The organism is Thioclava sp. DLFJ5-1, assembly GCF_002020115.1.
Classification (GTDB): domain Bacteria; phylum Pseudomonadota; class Alphaproteobacteria; order Rhodobacterales; family Rhodobacteraceae; genus Thioclava; species Thioclava sediminum.
This window is the reverse complement of the sequence record NZ_MPZU01000005.1, coordinates 101,555-119,783: the sequence shown is the minus strand read 5'-3', so window position 1 is coordinate 119,783 and position 18,229 is coordinate 101,555. Positions and strand designations below refer to the sequence as shown.

The 18,229-nt window shown below is 63.6% G+C and carries 22 protein-coding genes; 16 read left to right on the top strand and 6 right to left on the bottom strand.

Features of this window, described 5'->3' with window-relative positions:
- Nucleotides 1-35 precede the first annotated feature (35 nt).
- The 3 genes from BMI86_RS15480 to BMI86_RS15470 are packed head-to-tail and all read left to right on the top strand — an operon-like array spanning nt 36 to nt 2,376.
- Complete coding sequence (locus tag BMI86_RS15480; protein WP_078542197.1) at nt 36-707, top strand: ATP-binding cassette domain-containing protein; 672 nt, start codon at nt 36-38, stop codon at nt 705-707.
- Nucleotides 704-1,600 (top strand): FtsX-like permease family protein, encoded by an 897-nt coding sequence (locus BMI86_RS15475; RefSeq protein ID WP_078542196.1) that lies wholly within the window; start codon nt 704-706, stop codon nt 1,598-1,600. Before BMI86_RS15480 ends, BMI86_RS15475 begins: the two co-directional genes overlap by 4 nt.
- A complete protein-coding gene (locus tag BMI86_RS15470; RefSeq protein WP_078542195.1) occupies nt 1,600-2,376 on the top strand; it encodes a 1-acyl-sn-glycerol-3-phosphate acyltransferase in 777 nt (258 codons plus the stop codon). Before BMI86_RS15475 ends, BMI86_RS15470 begins: the two co-directional genes overlap by 1 nt.
- A 99-nt stretch (nt 2,377-2,475) precedes the next feature.
- Here BMI86_RS15470 and BMI86_RS15465 read toward each other — a convergent pair whose 3' ends face one another.
- A complete protein-coding gene (locus BMI86_RS15465; RefSeq protein WP_246831732.1) occupies nt 2,476-2,751 on the bottom strand; it encodes a helix-turn-helix domain-containing protein in 276 nt (91 codons plus the stop codon).
- Nucleotides 2,752-2,891: 140 nt separating this feature from the next.
- Here BMI86_RS15465 and BMI86_RS15460 point away from each other — a divergent pair, with 140 nt between their 5' ends.
- Nucleotides 2,892-4,112, top strand: coding sequence for an MFS transporter (locus BMI86_RS15460; protein ID WP_078542193.1), 1,221 nt, complete (start codon nt 2,892-2,894; stop codon nt 4,110-4,112).
- Nucleotides 4,113-4,142: 30 nt separating this feature from the next.
- Here the strand turns inward: BMI86_RS15460 and BMI86_RS15455 are convergent, their stop codons facing one another.
- Nucleotides 4,143-5,102, bottom strand: coding sequence for an acetyl-CoA carboxylase carboxyltransferase subunit alpha (locus BMI86_RS15455; RefSeq protein ID WP_078542192.1), 960 nt, complete (start codon nt 5,100-5,102; stop codon nt 4,143-4,145).
- A gap of 183 nt (nt 5,103-5,285) precedes the next feature.
- On the opposite strand from BMI86_RS15455, the gene BMI86_RS15450 reads away from it, so the two are divergent.
- Nucleotides 5,286-5,753 (top strand): GyrI-like domain-containing protein, encoded by a 468-nt coding sequence (locus BMI86_RS15450; RefSeq protein WP_165756995.1) that lies wholly within the window; start codon nt 5,286-5,288, stop codon nt 5,751-5,753.
- Between the two features lie 198 nt (nt 5,754-5,951).
- Here the strand turns inward: BMI86_RS15450 and BMI86_RS15445 are convergent, their stop codons facing one another.
- Nucleotides 5,952-6,908 (bottom strand): L-malyl-CoA/beta-methylmalyl-CoA lyase, encoded by a 957-nt coding sequence (locus BMI86_RS15445; protein WP_078542190.1) that lies wholly within the window; start codon nt 6,906-6,908, stop codon nt 5,952-5,954.
- Nucleotides 6,909-7,197: 289 nt separating this feature from the next.
- On the opposite strand from BMI86_RS15445, the gene dgcN reads away from it, so the two are divergent.
- The 3 genes from dgcN (at nt 7,198) to BMI86_RS15430 (ending at nt 10,112) form a co-directional block, all read left to right on the top strand.
- Nucleotides 7,198-8,199 (top strand): N-acetyltransferase DgcN, encoded by a 1,002-nt coding sequence (gene dgcN, locus BMI86_RS15440; protein ID WP_078542388.1) that lies wholly within the window; start codon nt 7,198-7,200, stop codon nt 8,197-8,199.
- A 70-nt stretch (nt 8,200-8,269) separates the two neighbouring features.
- Entirely contained in the window at nt 8,270-9,232 is a 963-nt protein-coding gene (gene dgcA, locus BMI86_RS15435) for an N-acetyl-D-Glu racemase DgcA (RefSeq protein WP_078522544.1), read from the top strand.
- A 19-nt stretch (nt 9,233-9,251) separates the two neighbouring features.
- The gene (locus BMI86_RS15430; RefSeq protein WP_078522545.1) at nt 9,252-10,112 is read left to right on the top strand and encodes a D-amino-acid transaminase; all 861 of its coding nucleotides are present in this window, start codon (nt 9,252-9,254) and stop codon (nt 10,110-10,112) included.
- 91 nt (nt 10,113-10,203) lie between these two features.
- Here BMI86_RS15430 and BMI86_RS15425 read toward each other — a convergent pair whose 3' ends face one another.
- From BMI86_RS15425 to BMI86_RS15415, 3 genes are all read right to left on the bottom strand, one after another.
- Complete coding sequence (locus BMI86_RS15425) at nt 10,204-10,716, bottom strand: hypothetical protein (RefSeq protein ID WP_078542189.1); 513 nt, start codon at nt 10,714-10,716, stop codon at nt 10,204-10,206.
- 215 nt (nt 10,717-10,931) lie between these two features.
- Nucleotides 10,932-11,870: a calcium-binding protein gene (locus BMI86_RS15420; RefSeq protein WP_078542188.1), complete on the bottom strand. Its 939-nt coding sequence runs from the start codon at nt 11,868-11,870 to the stop codon at nt 10,932-10,934.
- A gap of 132 nt (nt 11,871-12,002) precedes the next feature.
- Entirely contained in the window at nt 12,003-12,749 is a 747-nt protein-coding gene (locus BMI86_RS15415) for an N-formylglutamate amidohydrolase (protein ID WP_078542187.1), read from the bottom strand.
- A gap of 136 nt (nt 12,750-12,885) precedes the next feature.
- Here BMI86_RS15415 and pyk point away from each other — a divergent pair, with 136 nt between their 5' ends.
- From pyk to BMI86_RS15380, 8 genes are all read left to right on the top strand, one after another.
- Complete coding sequence (pyk, locus tag BMI86_RS15410; RefSeq protein WP_078542186.1) at nt 12,886-14,331, top strand: pyruvate kinase; 1,446 nt, start codon at nt 12,886-12,888, stop codon at nt 14,329-14,331.
- Between the two features lie 36 nt (nt 14,332-14,367).
- Nucleotides 14,368-14,610, top strand: a complete 243-nt coding sequence (locus BMI86_RS15405; protein WP_078542185.1) for a hypothetical protein — start codon at nt 14,368-14,370, stop codon at nt 14,608-14,610.
- A 143-nt stretch (nt 14,611-14,753) separates the two neighbouring features.
- Nucleotides 14,754-14,954, top strand: a complete 201-nt coding sequence (rpmI, locus tag BMI86_RS15400; protein WP_078542184.1) for a 50S ribosomal protein L35 — start codon at nt 14,754-14,756, stop codon at nt 14,952-14,954.
- A gap of 18 nt (nt 14,955-14,972) precedes the next feature.
- Nucleotides 14,973-15,338 (top strand): 50S ribosomal protein L20, encoded by a 366-nt coding sequence (rplT, locus tag BMI86_RS15395; RefSeq protein WP_078522551.1) that lies wholly within the window; start codon nt 14,973-14,975, stop codon nt 15,336-15,338.
- A gap of 407 nt (nt 15,339-15,745) precedes the next feature.
- Nucleotides 15,746-16,819 carry a phenylalanine--tRNA ligase subunit alpha gene (gene pheS, locus BMI86_RS15390; protein ID WP_078542183.1) on the top strand — a complete coding sequence of 358 codons (1,074 nt, stop codon included), beginning with the start codon at nt 15,746-15,748 and terminating at the stop codon, nt 16,817-16,819.
- Nucleotides 16,816-17,529 (top strand): hypothetical protein, encoded by a 714-nt coding sequence (locus BMI86_RS21035; RefSeq protein ID WP_143594826.1) that lies wholly within the window; start codon nt 16,816-16,818, stop codon nt 17,527-17,529. Before pheS ends, BMI86_RS21035 begins: the two co-directional genes overlap by 4 nt.
- A 6-nt stretch (nt 17,530-17,535) precedes the next feature.
- Nucleotides 17,536-17,967: an ASCH domain-containing protein gene (locus BMI86_RS15385; RefSeq protein ID WP_078542182.1), complete on the top strand. Its 432-nt coding sequence runs from the start codon at nt 17,536-17,538 to the stop codon at nt 17,965-17,967.
- Complete coding sequence (locus BMI86_RS15380; RefSeq protein WP_078522554.1) at nt 17,927-18,220, top strand: YrhK family protein; 294 nt, start codon at nt 17,927-17,929, stop codon at nt 18,218-18,220. Before BMI86_RS15385 ends, BMI86_RS15380 begins: the two co-directional genes overlap by 41 nt.
- Nucleotides 18,221-18,229 lie beyond the last annotated feature (9 nt).

The following is an 18,229-nucleotide window of genomic DNA, read 5'->3' as shown; positions in this document are numbered from 1 at the left end:
ATTCGCGAAGCGCGCACCAAGTAGAGGGGCTGGCAGTGATCGAGCTGCAAAATGTGGCGATGAGCTATAGCGGGGCGGAGCTCCTTAGCGATATGTCCCTGACGCTTGCCCCTGGGTCATTCCATTTTCTGACCGGACCGTCGGGGGCCGGGAAGACCACATTTCTCAAACTATGCTACGCGGAATTGCTGCCGACGGCGGGGCATTTGTCCTTGTTCGGCAAGGATGTGCGCGAGATGAACCGCGACGAAATCGCCGGGCTGCGCCAGCGCATCGGCGTCGTGCATCAAGACTGCCAGTTCCTCGATCACCTTTCGGTGGAGGAGAACGTGGCGCTGCCGATGACGGTCAATCGCCGCACGCCCGACATGACCCAACTGCGCGAATTGCTGGCCTGGGTCGGGCTGAAGCGGCAGGCGAATGCGCTGCCGCCGCAACTGTCGGGCGGGGAGCGGCAACGCGTCGCTCTGGCCCGCGCTGTCATCATGTCGCCCGATGTGATCCTGGCTGACGAGCCGACCGGGAACCTCGATTGGGAGATGTCGCTGCGGCTGCTGTCGCTGCTGGTCGAGCTGAACAAGATGGGCAAGACGGTGGTGATCGCGACCCACGATCTGAACCTGATCCGGCAGGCGAAACCGCAGGTCTCGGCGCGGGTTCTGCGCATCGCGAAGCGCCATCTGCATACGGCGGGGGCCGATCTGTGAAGCTGACCTTGCTGACATTCGCCTCCGAGACGACCGGGCCGGATCGGGTCGTGCCGCCGACCGGGTTCACCGCGCGGCTGACGCTGTTCACCGCGGCCGCGATGGCCTTCCTTGCGGTCTTTGCGCTGGCGCTGTCGCTGGCGACGGGGCGGCTTGCGGATCGCTGGGCCGACAGCCTCGCGCGCTCGGCCACGATCCGCATCTCTGCCCCGCCCGAGCAGATGGATGCGCAGGTCGCCGCCGTGCAGGAAGTGTTGAAGACGACGCCGGGTGTCGCCTCTTCGCGGGTGATGGGCGATGACGAGATGAAGGGGCTGCTGAAGCCGTGGTTCGGTCCCGATCTGCCGGTGGATGCGCTGCCGCTGCCGAAGCTGATCGCGGTGACCGAGACCGGCGCGGGCGTCGATGCCGAAGGGCTGCGGCTGCGGCTGCAGGCCGAAGCGCCCGGCGCGATCTTCGACGACCATACCCGTTGGCGGCGTCCGCTGGTTGCGGCGGCGGAGCGGATCCGCACTCTGGGCCTGCTGTCGCTGCTGCTGATCTTCGGCGCGATGGCGGGGATGATCACGCTGGCCGCGCAGGCTGCGTTGGCCGCGAACGGTCAGGTGATCGCGACGCTGCGGCTGGTGGGCGCGAAAGACGCCTTCATCGCGCGGGCCTTCGTGCGTCGCTTCACCACGCGCGGTCTGATCGGTGCGGTGGCGGGCACGGTCTTGGGTATGCTGGCGGTGGCGCTGCTGCCTTCGACCGAGGCTGCGGGCGGCTTCCTCACCGGTTTGGGCTTTTCCGGGGCCGCATGGCTCTGGCCATTGATCATTCCGCCGATCGCCGCGATCGTGGCCTTTGCCGCCACCCGTTTCGCCGCGCTGCGTATGCTCAGGAGACTTCGCTGATGTCCGACCCTTCGCGCCGCCCCGGAAAAGTCACGCCGCTGACCCATGTGATGACCGGGCTGTACTACGTTCACATCGCGCTCGCGACGGTGCTGATCGGGGCCTGGGGCCTTGTGTTTCAGGTGCTGCCCAAGGGGCGGGCCGGTGTGCATCGCACCGCCGGTATCTGGACGCAGCATCTGCTGGATATGGCGCGGGTCTATCTGGGGCTGCGCTATGAGCTGCGCGGCACGCCGCCCGAGGGCGACTGTATCGTCGCGGCCAAGCATCAGAGCTTTTTCGACATTCTGATCCTCGCCAATCACCTGCCGCGCCGGGCCTTCGTGATGAAAAAGGCCCTGTTGAACGTGCCGGTCATGGGCTGGTTCGCGCATAAGGCGGGCTGCATTCCGATCGACCGCTCCAAGGGGTCGGAGGCGATGAAGGTGATGCTGGGCGCGGTCGAAGAGGCGCGCGCGACGCATGGGTTGGGGCAGCTGATCATCTATCCCGAGGGCACGCGCGTGCCGCCGGGCGAGAGGCGCCGCTATAAGCAGGGCGTGGGCGTGGTGGCCGAAGCCACGAAGCTGCCGGTGGTGCCCGCCGCGACCAATGCGGGCCTGTTCTGGAGCAAGCGTGGCTGGCCGATCCGGTCAGGCGTGGCGGTGACCGAGTTCCTGCCGGTCATCGAGGCGGCGGGCTCTGCGCCGCAGACGCTGGCGGCGGTCGAGGCGGTGGTCGAGCCGCGCTCGGATGCGCTGATGCTGGAGGCCGGGTTCGCGCTGCCGAAGCCCTGAGCGGGTGGCGGCGGAGGGCGCCTCCGGCGGGGATATTTTTTCCAAGAGGAAGAGGTGTCGCGGCGCTGCGGGTGGCGTGCGCCGAACACGTTGGCGTGATCAGCTCTCGCGCAGATCGGCGTCGAGGATTGGGTCGATCAGGCCGGGGAAGCGCGCCTCAAGGTCATCCCGGCGCAGGGTGAGCAGGCGGCCCCGACCGTTCGGGTTCGGCTCGTTCCGGATTACGCCAGATTCCCGCAAGACCTTGAGAATGTGAGATTTTGTCGACTTCGGGACATCCGCTGCCACGGCGCTGCAGGCCGCCGCTTCGAGCGGGCCGTCGCGCAGATTGCGGGCGATTTCGCGCCGCGCCGGGTCACTGAGCGCGAAGAGCACTTGCGACAGAGACAGCGAGTCAGCGGGGGGATGCGGGAGTTCGGGTTGCGTGTTCATGGTTCGATAATACTTGAACCATCGGCCATGTCGAGTATGTGGAGGTTCGAGAATTTTCGAACCTACCGCATCAGGAGACAGCGATGATCGACGAGACAGATCCCGGCCCGGACGGCGCCTCTCCAAGTCTGCCGACGCGGAGCCGCGCAGGCTTCGTGCTGGCGATCATGGGGCTCGTGCTGATGCTGGCCGGGGCCAGTGCGCCGTCGCCCTTTTACCCGGTCCTGCAGGCGCGGATCGGCTTTTCCTCGGCGATGATGACGGGGATTTTCGCGATCTATGCCGGGGCGCTTCTGATAACCTTGCTGGTCTTCGGGCGGCTCTCCGATCATCTCGGGCGGCGACCGGTTCTGTCGGTGGGCTTCGTGCTGTTGGCGCTTGGGATGCTCGAATTCCTCTGGGCGGATACGGCGATGGCGCTGATGCTGGCGCGGGTGTTGCAGGGTCTGGCGAGCGGCCTGCTGATATCGACGCTGAGTGCGAGTTCGACCGATCATGAGCCGTCTACGCGGCCCGGTCTCGCGGCGGTCTGGAACGCGGTGGCGCCCTTGGCGGGGCTGGCGGCCGGGGCGCTCGCGGGGGGCGCGTTGTTGGCCTATGCGCCTGCGCCGCGGGTCGCGACCTTCCTCGGTCTGGCGGTCGTCTATGGCGTGCTGGCCCTGCTGGTCTGGCTGCCGCCGGAGACCGCGCCGCGCCATGAGGGGACGCTGGCCTCGCTGCGCCCGCAGGTTTCTGTGCCGCCCCATATCCGTGCGGCCTTCCGGCGCGGTGCGCCCGCGGTGCTGGCGGGGTGGGGGACCGGCTCGCTGTTCCTGTCGCTGGGTGCGCCGATCGTGGCGCAGGTCTTCGAGGTTCACACCGCGCTGGCGCAGGGTGCGATCGTTGCGCTCCTGTCGGGGACCGGAGCGGCCTCGTGCTTCGTGACGCGCAATCTGGCGCCGCGCCGGATCGCGCTTCTGGGGACGGACGGGCTGGTGCTGGGCACGGTGTTGTCGCTCGCGGCGCTCGCGACGGGGAGTTTCGCGCTCTATCTTGCGAGCGTCTTCATCGCGGGGATCGGCTTCGGCACCTGCTTTGCGGGTGTGTTGCGTTCGCTCGCGCCGCTGGCCGCACCGGACGAGCGTGGCGGGCTGTTCGCGGCGCTGTTCACGCTGGCTTACTCGGCCTTCGGGGTGCCCGCGGTGCTGGCGGGTCTGGCGGTGCCCGAACTGGGGCTGCGGCTGACGACCGAGATCTACGGCGCGGTCATCATCGCACTTGCGCTGGGGGCGGGGCTGATGCGCAGGCAGGCGGAACCGGCGTGAGGCCGGTTCGGAATGCGCGGGGGCTTCGGTTTAGGCCGAAAGCCCCTTCGTGCCCATGTCGAGGAACTTCTTGCGGCGTGCCTTGATCAGATCGGCGGGCTTCTGGCCCTCCAGCTCTGCCAGCATCAGCGAGATTTCCGAGCCGACCGAGGCGATGGTCGCCGTGGCGTCGCGCTGTGCGCCGCCCATCGGTTCGGAGATGATACGGTCGATAACGCCGAGCTTCTTGAGGTCCTGCGCGGTCAGGCGCAGCGCCTCGGCGGCTTCGCGCATCTTCTCGGAATCCTTCCAGAGGATCGAGGCGCAGCCTTCGGGCGAGATCACCGAATAGACGGAATGTTCCAGCATCGCGACGCGGTCGCCGGTGGCGAAGGCCACGGCGCCACCCGAGCCGCCTTCGCCGATGATGACCGAGATCAGCGGCACGCCGATCTGCAGGCATTTCTCGGTCGAGCGGGCGATGGCCTCGGACTGGCCGCGCTCTTCCGCGCCCTTGCCGGGATAGGCGCCGGGGGTGTCGATCAGGGCGACGACCGGCAGGCCGAAGCGGGCGGCCATGTCCATGAGACGGATCGCCTTGCGATAGCCCTCGGGGCGGGCCATGCCGAAGTTGCGCTCGATGCGGCTTGCGGTGTCGTTGCCCTTCTCATGGCCGATCACCATCACCGGCTTGTCGCCGAGACGTGCGAGGCCGCCCATCACCGCGTGATCGTCGGCGAAGTTGCGGTCGCCCGCGAGCGGCGTGTACTCGGTGAAGAGCTGGTCGATATAGTCCTTGCAATGCGGACGGTCGGGATGACGCGCGACCTGACATTTGCGCCAGGGCGACAGGTCTTTGTAGAGGTCGCGCAGCATCGCCTCGGCCTTCTTGTCGAGGGCTGACGCTTCCTTGTCGACATCCATCTCTTCGTTTTGCCGGGCCAGCGCGCGCAGCTCTTCGGCTTTGCCTTCGATCTCTGCCAGCGGCTTTTCGAATTCGAGATAGGTCATGGATCACTCCGCATCCGGAAACTCGCGCCCTTAATGTCTTCAACGCTCGGGAATTGCAACTGGGTGGCGCATGGCGGGCGCGTCCCGATTGCGGGAGCGGCGGCGCCTTGCCTCATAGGCGCGGCGGATGGGAGGTGATAGAGTGATCGAGGAAACGCGCGCTTTAACCGGATGAGGGTTAATTTGGCGTATGAAGTCGAGATCAAAGAGATGCCAGCGGTACGGCTTGCCGGGCTGGCACATAAAGGGCCTTACCCGTCGGTCGGCCCGGTCTTTCAGAAACTTGTCTCGCTGATCCCGGAGCCGTCCTGGGCGGAAGTCGAGCACGCGGCGATGATCGGGCATGACAATCCGCGCAAAGTGCCGGCGGAGGAGCTGCGCTCGCATGCCTGTTTCGCGGTGGGCGAGGGGTTCGTGATCTTCCCGCCGCTTGCGGAGATTCGCTATCCGGCCGGGAAATATGCGGTGGTGACGGTGAAGGGGCCCTATGAGCAGCTGCCCGAGGCGTATCGCTGGCTGGACGAGGATTGGTTCCCGGCGTCTGGCATGGAGCACCGCGATCTGGTGGCCTACGAGGTCTATCTCAACGATCCGATGAACACGAAGCCGGAAGATTTGCTTACGGAGATCCGCTTGCCGCTGAAGGGCTGAGGCGCAGCAATTTGCGGAACTGTCATCGGGCCGTCGCACAGCGCGGCTAGATGGCGTTTGCGTGGGATTCCCCGGCGCTAGAAAAACGGAAACGCCCCGGCCGTAAGCCAGGGCGCTCCTTTTCCCTCATGCGGCCGGGCCTCCCCTCCCAACCGCTCCGGGATTCGATAACTATATCGCGATTCGTTCGCGCGCGGCTTAATCTTTAATCATTTCGGCTTGTCTTACAATCACTTCAGCTTGTTTGATTGACGCAATGTCGACGAGACGGCCTTTGTAGACGGTCGCACCTTCGCCGCGTGCCTTGGCCTCTTCCATCGCCACGAGGATTTCACGGGCCTCGGTCACGGCCTCATCAGAAGGCGTAAAGACTTCATTTGCAAGAGAAATCTGCTTGGGATGGATGGCCCATTTGCCCACCATGCCGAGCGTCGCCGAGCGCAGCGCCTGCGCGCGGAAGCCGTCATCGTCGGAGAAATCGCCGAACGGGCCATCGACCGGCAAAATGCCGTGAGTGCGGCAGGCGGCGACGATCGCGGCCTGCGCCCAGTGCCACGGGTCGGACCAATGCTTTTCGCCGTTGCGCAGCATGTAGTAGTTTTCCTGCGTCCCGCCGATGCCGGTGGTCTGCATGCCCATCGAGGCGGCGAAGTCGGCAGCGCCGAGGCTCATCGCCTGCAGGCGCGGAGAAGATGCAGCGATTTCCTCGACATGCGCGAGGCCGGCAGCGCTTTCGATGATGACTTCGAGCGAGATTTTCTTCGTGCGCCCCTTCGCGGTTTCGATCGCCGTGACCAGCGCGTCGACCGCATAGACATCCGCCGCGCAGCCAACTTTCGGGATCATGATCTGGTCGATGCGCTCGGAGCCTTCTTCGAGCAGTTCGACCACGTCGCGATACCAATAGGGCGTGTCGAGGCCGTTGATGCGGACCGAGAGGTATTTATTGCCCCAGTCGATCTCGTGGCTGGCCTGAATGATGTTGCGCCGCGCCTGCGCCTTGTCGTTGGGCGCGACCGAATCTTCGAGGTCGAGATTGATCACATCGGCGGCGGAGGCGGCCATTTTCGGGAAGAGCTTGGTGTTCGAGCCGGGGCCGAAAAGCTGGCAGCGGTTCGGACGGGCAGGGGGCGTGGGTTGAACGCGGAAGCTCATGAAGCGGCCTTTCGCAAGGAAGTTACGTTTTGGGTTGCGGATTGGGTATATTGTTGCGCGGTCTCATGCAAGGCGATTTTGCAAGCGCAGAATCAGGGCCGCGCTGCAGCATTGCAGGCGTCCGAAAATCCGAGCGGTGCACGAAATTGCGGCGAAATGGCGCTTTTGCCGAAGGATCTTCCGTTTTGCCGGAAATGTTGCACGGAAATCCCCAAGAAATTTTTGCGCCGCGCCCTAATATCATCAACAAACAAGACAAAACACAGACCACAGGGAGACCCGCATGTCGCTGATCGACACCCCTTATCTACTGTTTCTGGGCGATGCCCCCGATCCCTTGTCCGCGAAAGTCGCGCAGGGGATCAAGGACTGGCGGCCCGAATATGCCGTCGGCCAGTACCGGATGGAGGGATGCCAAGCCGACATGGGCATCCCCGATCTCGATATCAAAGAAGCCATCGCACAAGGCTGCAAGACGCTGGTGATCGGCGTCGCAAACCGTGGCGGCCTGATCTCGCAGGGCTGGAAGAAAGTGCTGATCGAAGCGCTGGAAGAAGGTCTCGACCTCGCGTCGGGCCTGCACAACCTGCTGCGCGACGAGCCCGATCTGGTCGCGGTCGCAAAGGCCTGCGGGCGTCAGCTGCATGACGTGCGCATCCCGGCGGTGAAATATCCGATCGCGAATGGCGAGAAGCGCACCGGCAAGCGCTGCCTTGCCGTGGGCACCGATTGCTCGGCGGGCAAGATGTATACCGCGCTTTGCATGGAGCGCGAGATGCGCGAGCGCGGCATGAAGGCCACGTTCCGCGCGACCGGCCAGACCGGCATCCTGATCACCGGCGACGGCGTGCCGCTCGATGCGGTGATCGCCGATTTCATGGCCGGCTCGATCGAATACCTCACGCCCGATAACGATCCCGACCATTGGGACCTGATCGAGGGGCAGGGTAGCCTGTTCCACGTCTCCTATTCGGGCGTGACGATGGCGCTGATCCATGGCGGCCAGCCCGACGCGCTGATCCTCGCGCATGAGCCGACGCGCACCCATATGCGCGGCCTGCCAGGCTACAAGATGCCCTCGCTGCAAGAGCTGAGCGATATGGCACTGGCGCTGGCGAAGGTCGCCAATCCCGCCTGTCAGGTGGTCGGCATCTCGGTCAACACTCAGAAGATGGGTGAGGACGAGGCCAAGGCCTATCTGGCGAAGGTCGAGGAAGAAATGGGCCTGCCCACGACCGATCCGTTCCGCTTCGGTGCTGGCAAGCTGGTGGACGCGCTCGCCGCGATCTGATTGTCTCGCTTGTGACCCCTGCCGGATGCCTCCGGCGGGGATATTTGCACCAAGTCGAAGGGGGGCGCGGATGATCCGGGTGAGTCATGATACGTTCAAGCTGGCGCAGGTCTTTACCATCGCGCGCGGCTCGCGCACCGAAGCGCATGTGCTGAGCGTGACGCTGGAGCGCGACGGCGTGACGGGGCGGGGCGAATGCGTGCCCTATGCGCGGTACGGCGAAAGCCTCGACAGCGTCACCGCGCAGATCGAAAGCCTTCCGCAAGGGATTTCCCGCGCCGAGCTGCAAGAGGCGCTGCCCGCCGGGGCTGCGCGCAACGCGGTCGATTGCGCTTTGTGGGATTGGGAAGCCAAGAAGAAGGGCGTTCCGGTCTGGGAGCTGGCCGGGTTGGACAAGCCCGTGAGCCAGACCACGGCCTATACGCTGTCGCTCGACGAGCCGGAGAAGATGCGCGCGGCGGCCGCCGAGCATGCGCATCGGCCGCTTCTGAAGATCAAGCTCGGCACGCCCGAGGACATGCCGCGTCTGCGCGCGGTACGCGAGGGCGCGCCGGAGTCGAAGATCATCGTCGATGCGAATGAGGGCTGGGAGATCGAGACTTTCCTCGACATTCAGGCCGAGCTGAAGAAGCTGGGTGTCGCGCTGGTCGAGCAGCCTTTGCCTGCGGCGGGGGACGAGGCCCTGTCGGATATCCAGCGGCTGGTGCCGATCTGCGCCGATGAGAGCTGCCATACGCGCGACGGGCTTACCGATCTGCGCGGCAAATACGACGTCATCAACATCAAGCTGGACAAGACCGGCGGGCTGACCGAAGCCCTGCGGCTGCGCGATCTGGCGCGCGCCGAGGGGTTCGGTGTGATGGTCGGCTGCATGGTGGGATCGAGCCTTGCGATGGCGCCGGCGATGCTGGTCGCGCAGGGGGCCGATTACGTCGATCTTGACGGCCCGCTGCTTCTGGCCGAAGACCGCGATGTGCCGCTGCGTTACAAGGGCAGCGTGGTGGAGCCGCCGGAGCCGGAGCTCTGGGGCTGAGTTTTCAAGGAGCAAGAATATGAGCCGGATCGTCTATCTCAACGGAGAGTATATTCCCGAGGAAGAGGCCAAGGTCTCCGTCTTCGACCGTGGTTTCGTGATGGGCGATGCGGTCTATGAGGTGACTTCCGTTCTGGGCGGCAAGATCCTCGAATTCGAAGGTCACATGAACCGGCTCGGTCGCTCGCTGGCGGAGCTGGAGATGACCTGCGATCTGACCCGAGACGAATGGATCGAGATCCACCGCGAACTGGTCAAGCGTAACGATCTCGACGAAGGGATGATCTACCTTCAGGTCTCGCGCGGGAATGCGGGCGATCGCGATTTCCACTACCCGCCGGAGGGCACGCCCCCGACCGTGGTGCTGTATACCCAGTCGAAGCCGAACCTCGCCGACGATCCGAAGGCGAAACAGGGCATCAAGGTGATCTCGCTGCCCGACCTGCGTTGGCATCGCCGCGACATCAAGACCGTGCAGCTGCTCTATCCGTCGATGGCCAAGATGGCGGCCGAGAAGGCGGGCAAGAACGATGCGTGGTTCGTGGAAGATGGCTTCGTGACCGAAGGCTCGTCGAACAACGTCTATATCGTGAAGGGCAACAAGATCATCACGCGGCATCTGAGCCACGACATTCTGCACGGGATCACCCGCGCCTCGCTGCTGAAATATGCCGCCGAGAGCCAGATGGAGATCGAGGAGCGTCCCTTCACCATCGAAGAGGCTCAGGGTGCGGATGAAGCTTTCTTCACGTCGGCCTCGGCTTTCGTGATGCCGGTGGTGGAGATCGACGGCGAGGCGGTGGGCGAGGGCGCGGTTGGCCCGGTGGCTATGCGTCTGCGCGAGATCTATCTCGACGAGAGCCGCAAGGCCGCGATCTGATCCGCGCCGAGGCGCAACATCCGGAATTTAAAAAAGAAAAGACCCCGGCCAGCCCAACCGGGGTCTTTTCCTGTCATGCGGGCGGTGTCTCTCAGGCCGCCGCATGAGCGCGGAATTGGAAGGCATCTGGCGCTATTTGCTCGGGCGCGATGCCAGTGATGACCAGTTCGGCCTGACCTTCGATCACGACGAGCGTGCCTTCGGCGCAGGTGCGGAAGGTGATGTCGTCGCGACGCGGCGCAGAGCCGGTGAAATCGAGGGCGATGGCGTCGCCCGGTTCGAACCCGTTGATCCGCGGGAGCGGCTCGGGGCCTGCGGCGGGCGCAGGTGCCGGGGTGTGTTTTGCGCGGGTCTCGGCCTGTTGGTTCGGATGCGCCAGCAGCGCTTCGATGCGCATCATCACGGCGGCATCGAGGTCGTTCGTATCCTCGTCGGGAGCGGCGTGCTCCTCGTTCGGCGCCGCGACCTGCGCGGGCGCAGCGGTCATCGTGGCGGCCTCCGATCCGGTGTCGGCGGCGGCGCGAACCTGGCGCTGGCGCGGCAAGCCCTCGGCCCAGCCGAGAAGGCATAACGCGATGGTGGTGGCGATGAACAAGGCGAGCATGGTTTCTCCTGATCTTGCCTTGATCGTCGCGACATTTTGTCGGCTGCGCAAAAGCTTTGTGAGGCCGAAACCGGCCCATTGTTCAGGGGTCGTTAACCATCAGAGAGAATGACGAGGATTAGTATCGCGATCGGATATGGTCGCGTTTTTGGGGCTTTACCGAAACGGAAGGAGGTCGCGAGATCGGCGGCCTCTCGGCACGATTCGAGAACGGGTCAAGCGTAGACTGGTTGACCGTAGTTGAGTCCGTCGGTGGCATAGATCGCGCCGCCCGCCGCCTTGAGCGCGGCATATTCGACATCCTTGAGCGTCGCGACCTGCTGGCCATTGATCGACACGATGGAGTCGCTGCCGCTTTGCGAGACGGTGAAGTCCGACAGGTGCGAGAGGTCATCCACCTCGATGCCGAGAAATTCGCCGGACGCGTTCGGGTCCGGGTTTGGGCCGAGCTGTCCGAAATCGGTCACTGTCACCGGCGCATCGCCCTCGTTCCAATCGACCCCGAACCAGTCCGACCCGGTGCCGCCGGTCATCGTGTCGCCGTCATCGCCGTGGAGGTAATCGTTATTCGCGCCGCCATCGAGAAGGTCGGGCGCGCCGTCCAAGTCGACGGCATAGAGCTCGTCATCGCCGTAGCCGCCATAGAGGGCGTTCGACCCTTCGGCATCCATGAGGTAATCCGCACCGAGATTGCCGCGCAGCGTGTCATCGCCCTGGCTGCCGGTGATCGAGTCGTTGCCCGCGCCCGCGTCTATATAGTCGTCGCCCGAGCCGCCGACCGCGCCGAAGACGCCTGAGGCCTCATAAAGGTCGAGGAATTCGCCGAGGCTCGTCGCCTGATCCATCGCCAGCTCGTCCTCGGGGGAGAGGTCGCCGCCGTCATTGCCATCGCCGAGATAGATGTCGTCGTCGCCCGCGAGCCCCATAACGGTGTCGGTCCCATCGGTGCCGCGAATGGTGTCGTCGCCCGACGTGCCTTCTGTCAGCTGATCGGGCTCGGAGATGTCGATCTCCTCGCCTGCACCGGTGCCCTCTTCATCAGGACGAGCCGCTTCTTCGTCGTCATGGTCATCTTTATGGTCACCGCCACCGTCGAGGCTGGCCCCGACAAGGAGCGCCATCGGCAGGAAGGCGAGAAGAAGAGTCGCGAGCATCGGTGATATCCCCCTGAAATCAGGGAAAATATCCGCAACGCTCACGAAAGCGTCAATAGGATGTGATCAAAATGTGGCAGGAGTAACGTCGTTTGGAAACAATCCCTCGCACTACGCGGTTACTGTCGCCAATCAGAGGCCACTCTGCTCCAGCACCCGCGTCAGAATGGGTGCGAGGCGGTCGGCCCATGCCGCTTGCTGCTCGGGCGTCGCGATCAGATCGTTGCGCAGCTCGAGCAGCACATTCGGGCGGCCATCCGCCAGCGCGTGGCGGTCGATCGAGTCGCCTTCCAGATGGCCCAGATAGGGTTGGTTGTCGCCCACGCAGAGATCGCCCTCGGCCTCGAGCGCCGCGATCATCTCATAGGCGAGGCGCGGATCGGCCGGGGCATGCAGGATGCCGACATCCCACGGCCGGGGCGGTCGCCCGCGCAGGCGCGGTGTAAAGGAGTGAACCGCGCAGATCACCGTATCGTCGCGCCGCGCCGCGAGCCGGGCATATTCCGCATGATAGGGGCGATAGAGCCGGTCCAGCCGCCGCTCGACCTCTGCCGCGTCGGCATGGCGGTTCGCGGGGATGATCGTGCCGTCGTAAAGCTTCATCACCAGCGTCGGGTCGTCCTCGCCCCGGTTCGGGTCGATCACCAGTCGAGAGAAGTCGCTCGCGATCATCGGCGAGTCGAGCCGCTCCGCCAGTGCCTCGGACAGCCCCAGCGCGCCCACGTCATAGGCGATGTGGCGCGCCATATCTTCGGCGTCGATGCCGAGATCGCCACCGCCTACCCAGTCGGGCAAGGTGTTGCGCGCATGATCGCAGGTGACCAGCCAGCGTCCGGGCCGTGCCTCTCCAGTGATCGAAAGGGGCTGTTTTTCGTTCATAGTCTCTTCACGCTTGCTCGATATGGCTCAGATAACGGGAAAGATTGTGCCACGCCAGTTGCGGCCCGCGACAAATTGCGCCATACGCTTACTTGGCCCACGAAATGACATCAATTTGAACGGAAAACGAGGACGCATGAGACGCCTTCGCAACGTGAAGATCGTGGCTACGCTGGGCCCTTCTTCCTCGGACTATGACAGCATCAAAGCTCTGTTCGTCGCAGGTGCGGACGTGTTCCGCCTGAACATGAGCCATGGCAGCCACGAAGAGCATCGCGCTCGGCACGCCATCATTCGCCAACTCGAAGCCGAATTCGGTCGCCCGATCGCGATCCTCGCGGATCTTCAGGGCCCGAAACTGCGCGTCGGCACCTTCGCCGCGCATGGGGCGGAACTGGAAGACGGCGACAAGTTCCGCTTCGATCTCGACGAGACGCCCGGCGCTACGCATCGCGTGTGCCTGCCGCATCCCGAGATTTTCCAGGCGCTCGAGCCGGGGTCGGAACTGCTGGTCAATGACGGCAAGATCCGTCTGGTGGTCGACGACTGCGGCGACGATTTCGCGAATTGCACCGTCACCGTGGGTGGCACGATCTCGGACCGCAAGGGCGTGAACGTCCCCGACGTGGTACTGCCGCTGGCCGCACTGTCGGAGAAGGACCGCAAGGATCTGGAATTCGCCTGCGAGATGGGCGTCGACTGGCTCGCGCTGAGCTTCGTGCAGCGTCCCGAGGACGTGGAAGAGGCGCGCGATCTGGCCAAGGGCCGCGCGGCGATCCTGTCGAAGATCGAAAAGCCCTCGGCGGTGCGCAGCTTTGACGAGATTCTTCAGGCTTCGGACGGGATCATGGTCGCCCGCGGCGATCTGGGCGTGGAGCTTCCCGTCCAGGCCGTGCCGCCGATCCAGAAGCAGCTGATCCGCAAATGCCGCACCTGGGCGAAGCCCGTGATCGTGGCGACGCAGATGCTGGAATCGATGATCGAGAGCCCGATGCCGACCCGCGCGGAGGTCTCCGACGTCGCGACCGCAATCTACGAGGGCGCCGATGCGGTCATGCTGAGCGCGGAATCCGCGGCTGGCAACTACCCGGTCGAAGCGGTCGAGACGATGAACAACGTCGCGATCTCGGTCGAGAAGGACCCGACCTACCGTGAAGTGATCGAGGCCTCGCGCCATGCGGCCCGTCAGACCGTCGCCGACGGGATCGTGGCCGCCGCGCGCGAGATCGCCGAGACCACCGACATCGCGGCGATCTGCGCCTATACGCAATCGGGCAAGACGATCGCGCTCATCGCGCGGGAGCGTCCGCGCGTGCCGATCATCGCGCTGTCGCCGATCGAGGCGACGCTGCGCCGGGTCTCGCTGACCTGGGGCGTGCATGCGGTGCCGTGCGGCGAGCTGGAGCGGTTCAAGCAGGCCGTCGTCAACGCCGCCCGCGCGGCGCGCGATTTCGGCTTTGCCGACGAGACGCAACAGATCGTCGTCACCGCGGGCGTGCCGTTCAACGTGCAGGGCACCACGAACATTCTGCGCGTCGCGCCCTGTGATGAGCGATTGATTTACCGCACTGACCCTGAGTAACCTTTCCCGAGAGGGTTGGTGACAAGGGCGCAGGCGATGGATCTTTCTTCGGTAGATGCCGATCTCCTGCTGACGATCGGGCTGGCGATCGCGATCATCGCGATCCCGGCTGCGATCTCCGCTTTCTCCGACAGCCGCCCGCCGCGGGCGGCGACGATCGGGATCCTGGTGGCGGGGGCGCTGATCCTGCTGGCTTTCTACGCCCGGCCGGGGGGCTACACGCTCAAGACGGTGCCAGACGCGGTGGCGCGTGTATTGGCCCGCTTGGTCAATTACTAGCGTCGCCATCCGGGGGTGGGGCAGTTCCGGATTTTTCCCTTGCCAAACGGACCTGCGGCGTCTAACAGGCCCACTCTGAACCCGCGCGGCCGGCCTAAGTGGCATGCCGAGTCGCGCTTCCACACCCTGCAAAGGAGCTGTAAATGCCCAAGATGAAGACGAAATCCGCTGCCAAGAAGCGGTTCAAGTTCACCGCGACCGGCAAGGTCAAGGTCGGTCCGGCCGGCAAGCGTCACGGCATGATCAAACGCTCGACGAAATTCATCCGCGAAACCTCGGGCACCATGGTGCTCTGCGAGGCGGATACGAAGATCGTCAAGAAATACATGCCCTACAACCGCTGAACTCGGGAGACTTGAACAATGGCACGCGTCAAATCCGGTAAGGTCACCCACGCCGCGCACAAGAAAGTGCTCAAGAAGGCGAAAGGGTATTATTCCTCGCGCTCGCGCAACTTCCGCACTGCGACCCAGGCGGTCGACAAGGCGAACCAATACGCGACCCGCGACCGTAAAGCCCGTAAGCGTAATTTCCGCGCGCTCTGGATCCAGCGTATCAACGCCGCCGTGCGCGCCGTCGATGCGGATCTGAGCTACTCGAAGTTCATCTTCGGCCTCAACCAGGCTGGCATCGAAGTGGACCGCAAGGTTCTCGCCGATCTCGCCGTGCACGAGCCCGAAGCCTTCGGCGCGATCGTCGAGCAGGCGAAAGCCGCCGCCGCCGCGTAATCGGCTGACGATAGAATTCGGGAAGGGCCGCTCCATCTGGGGCGGCCTTTTTCGTTTCGGATGGGTGGCCTGCCGGGGAGGGGGCTCTGCCCCCGCTCGTTTCACGAGCCCCCCGGGATATTTCCACCAAGAGGAAGAAAAAACGCCCGGCTCGGGCCCATCGTCGGGCAGCTGGCCGGGCGCTTCCCCTTGAGCTGTCATCGGCGTCCCCGCCTGTACCGCGTTTCCGAGTGAACGCGATTCCGGTTAATGAACCGCTAACCTTCCTCTTGATGGAAATATCCCGGGGGTGAATGGCGAAGCCAGAGGGGGCAGCGCCCCCATCCGCCCTTTGCCTGCAAGCGCGAGGTTGCAAAGGCGCGCCGGCGCGGCTAACCCGTGGGCCAAGCAAATTCCCGGGGAATGATATGCAAGAGCTTCGCGATAAATACCTGAGCGCCGTGGCCGATGTGACCGACGAGGCCGCGCTGGAAGAGATCCGTCTGGCCGCCTTGGGCAAGAAGGGCGAGATCAGCCTGAAGATGCGTGAGTTGGGCAAGATGACCCCGGAGGAGCGTCAGACCACGGGCAAGGCGCTCAACGTGCTGAAGGACGAGATCGACGCGGCGCTGCGCGCGAAGAAGGCGGCGCTGGCGGATGCGGCGCTCGATGCGCGGCTGCGCGAGGAATGGCTCGACGTGACGCTGCCGGGTCGGCCGCGGCGGCAGGGCACGATCCACCCGGTAAGCCAAGTGATGGACGAAGTCACCGCGATCTTCGCCGATATGGGCTTTGCCGTGGCCGAAGGCCCGCAGATCGAAGACGACTGGCACAATTTCGACGCGCTCAACATCGCGCCCGAACACCCCGCGCGGCAGGAGCATGACACGTTCTTCATGCATCGCGACGAGGGCGACAATCGTCCGCCGCATGTGCTGCGCACCCATACCTCGCCGGTGCAGATCCGCGCGATGCTGGAGCAGGGCGCGCCGATCCGGGTGATCGCGCCGGGCCGCGTCTACCGCATGGATATGGACCAGACCCACACGCCGATGTTCCATCAGGTCGAAGGTCTGGCGATCGGCAAAGACATTTCGATGGCGAACCTGAAATGGGTGCTGGAGGAGTTCTGCAAGGCCTTCTTCGAGGTTGACGGCGTCGAGCTGCGCTTCCGCGCCTCGCATTTCCCGTTCACGGAGCCGTCCGCCGAGGTCGATATCCGGTGCTCGTGGGAGGGCGGTTCGCTCAAGATCGGCGAGGGCGATGACTGGATGGAGATCCTCGGTTCGGGGATGGTGCATCCGAAAGTGCTGCAATCCGCCGGGATCGACCCGAACGAATGGCAGGGCTTCGCCTTCGGCATCGGGATCGACCGCCTCGCGATGCTGAAATACGGCATCCCCGACCTGCGCGCGTTCTTCGAGAGCGACCTGCGCTGGCTGAAGCACTATGGGTTCAGCGCGCTGGATCTGCCGACGGTGGCTGGTGGGCTTAGCCGGTGAATGGATTAAGCGAGAGTATTCGTGGCATCGTTATTGGTGTCATCGTTACGCTGCTGAGCGGCCTTTTTCTCTGGTATCTTCAGGGTAAGCTTTCCGATAAGCCAGATGTGAGTTGGTTTTCTGTTGCAAACTTTTCTCTCGATTCGAAGTATTCTTGGGGTGTCGAAATTGACGAGCTCCCCTTTGAAAAGCGGATAGGTAAAGCGGATTTTCCGGCGGGGCAGTACACTGCGCGGGAGCAAAGTATTATAGCTTTAAGGAATGATGGTTCTGCGTCTGCAAAAAATTTGTCAGTTATCCTTGATGCTTCTCCGTTGGCGGTCTCGATCTCACCCGCAATCATCTATTCTGCTAAGACGTTGGAGGGCGGGCTTTACTCAATAAATATTCCGTCGCTTGGTGCCGGGGAGAGTATTTTTATTTTTATTTCTGGAGGGGGGTATTCTCTCGTTAATCGTGTTGTCGATGATGATGGTGTCGTCCGGAAGCGTGTTTTGGGCAGTATAAATCGAGTCGAAAGCGGTTTTTTTATTCGTTACGGTACGATTTACTTTCTCGGGTTCATCCTGCTTGTTATAATTGGGTCTATTTTGTTTTCCTTTCTATTCCAAATTCCTATCGAGGAAGTGGAAGTCTCGACTTTGAAAAGAAGACTGGAGCGGCTTGGGATTCCTACTGATACAAAGACAACGGATACGGAAGAAGATTAGATTCCAATGCCCACCCCCATAACCTTCACCTTCGGCGATAGCCGCGAGCTCTGCGACGAACTCCTCGCCCTGATCCGCGAAGGCAAGAAGACCGCCACCTGTGGCGCGCTAACCTATTTTACCGAAGGGGGCGAGGATATGCCGGTGGTGGGGCGGCGCGATATTGCGCTCGACTGGGATGGCAAGCCGGCGGTGATGATCGAGACCGTCGAGGTCACGATCCGGCGGTTTTGCGATGTCGATGAGGATTTCGCGCTGGCCGAGGGGGAGGACGAGACGCTGGAAGGCTGGCGGCAGGGTCATCAGGCCTATTTCGAGCGTAACGGAGGTTTTACCCCCGAGATGGAACTCGTTTGCGAACGGTTTCGCTTGGTAAAGGATTATCAAGGAGAACCCGATGGCCCAGAAGAAACGTCTCTTCGACACCCCGAAGCATGAACAAAGCCCCGAGCAGCGCCGCTTCGTCGCTCTCACCGAGATCGCCTATACGGTTGTCGACTTCGGCGCGGCCTTCTGTTTCGTGATCGGCTCGATCTTCTTCTTCTACGAGAGTCTGATGATCCCCGGCACGTGGTTGTTCCTGATCGGGTCGCTCCTTTTCGCCGCAAAACCCTCGATCCGGCTTTGGCGGGAGTTGAAACTCCTTGAGATGGGGGATTACAAGGACCTCGCGCAGCGCAAGCAATCCTGAGGGAAGTCC

Excerpts from the sequence above, each read along its gene's own strand:
- BMI86_RS15425 (WP_078542189.1), bottom strand. The coding sequence starts at position 10,716 with ATGCTCGCCTTGTTCATCGCCACCACCATCGCGTTATGCCTTCTCGGC.
- BMI86_RS15455 (WP_078542192.1), bottom strand. The coding sequence starts at position 5,102 with ATGACCTATCTCGAATTCGAAAAGCCGCTGGCAGAGATCGAAGGCAAA.
- pyk (WP_078542186.1), top strand. The coding sequence starts at position 12,886 with ATGAGACGCCTTCGCAACGTGAAGATCGTGGCTACGCTGGGCCCTTCT.
- pheS (WP_078542183.1), top strand. The coding sequence starts at position 15,746 with ATGCAAGAGCTTCGCGATAAATACCTGAGCGCCGTGGCCGATGTGACC.
- BMI86_RS15460 (WP_078542193.1), top strand. The coding sequence starts at position 2,892 with ATGATCGACGAGACAGATCCCGGCCCGGACGGCGCCTCTCCAAGTCTG.
- BMI86_RS15405 (WP_078542185.1), top strand. The coding sequence starts at position 14,368 with ATGGATCTTTCTTCGGTAGATGCCGATCTCCTGCTGACGATCGGGCTG.
- BMI86_RS15420 (WP_078542188.1), bottom strand. The coding sequence starts at position 11,870 with ATGCTCGCGACTCTTCTTCTCGCCTTCCTGCCGATGGCGCTCCTTGTC.
- rpmI (WP_078542184.1), top strand. The coding sequence starts at position 14,754 with ATGCCCAAGATGAAGACGAAATCCGCTGCCAAGAAGCGGTTCAAGTTC.
- rplT (WP_078522551.1), top strand. The coding sequence starts at position 14,973 with ATGGCACGCGTCAAATCCGGTAAGGTCACCCACGCCGCGCACAAGAAA.
- BMI86_RS15470 (WP_078542195.1), top strand. The coding sequence starts at position 1,600 with ATGTCCGACCCTTCGCGCCGCCCCGGAAAAGTCACGCCGCTGACCCAT.
- dgcA (WP_078522544.1), top strand. The coding sequence starts at position 8,270 with ATGATCCGGGTGAGTCATGATACGTTCAAGCTGGCGCAGGTCTTTACC.
- BMI86_RS15430 (WP_078522545.1), top strand. The coding sequence starts at position 9,252 with ATGAGCCGGATCGTCTATCTCAACGGAGAGTATATTCCCGAGGAAGAG.
- BMI86_RS15385 (WP_078542182.1), top strand. The coding sequence starts at position 17,536 with ATGCCCACCCCCATAACCTTCACCTTCGGCGATAGCCGCGAGCTCTGC.
- BMI86_RS15445 (WP_078542190.1), bottom strand. The coding sequence starts at position 6,908 with ATGAGCTTCCGCGTTCAACCCACGCCCCCTGCCCGTCCGAACCGCTGC.
- BMI86_RS15380 (WP_078522554.1), top strand. The coding sequence starts at position 17,927 with ATGGCCCAGAAGAAACGTCTCTTCGACACCCCGAAGCATGAACAAAGC.
- BMI86_RS15415 (WP_078542187.1), bottom strand. The coding sequence starts at position 12,749 with ATGAACGAAAAACAGCCCCTTTCGATCACTGGAGAGGCACGGCCCGGA.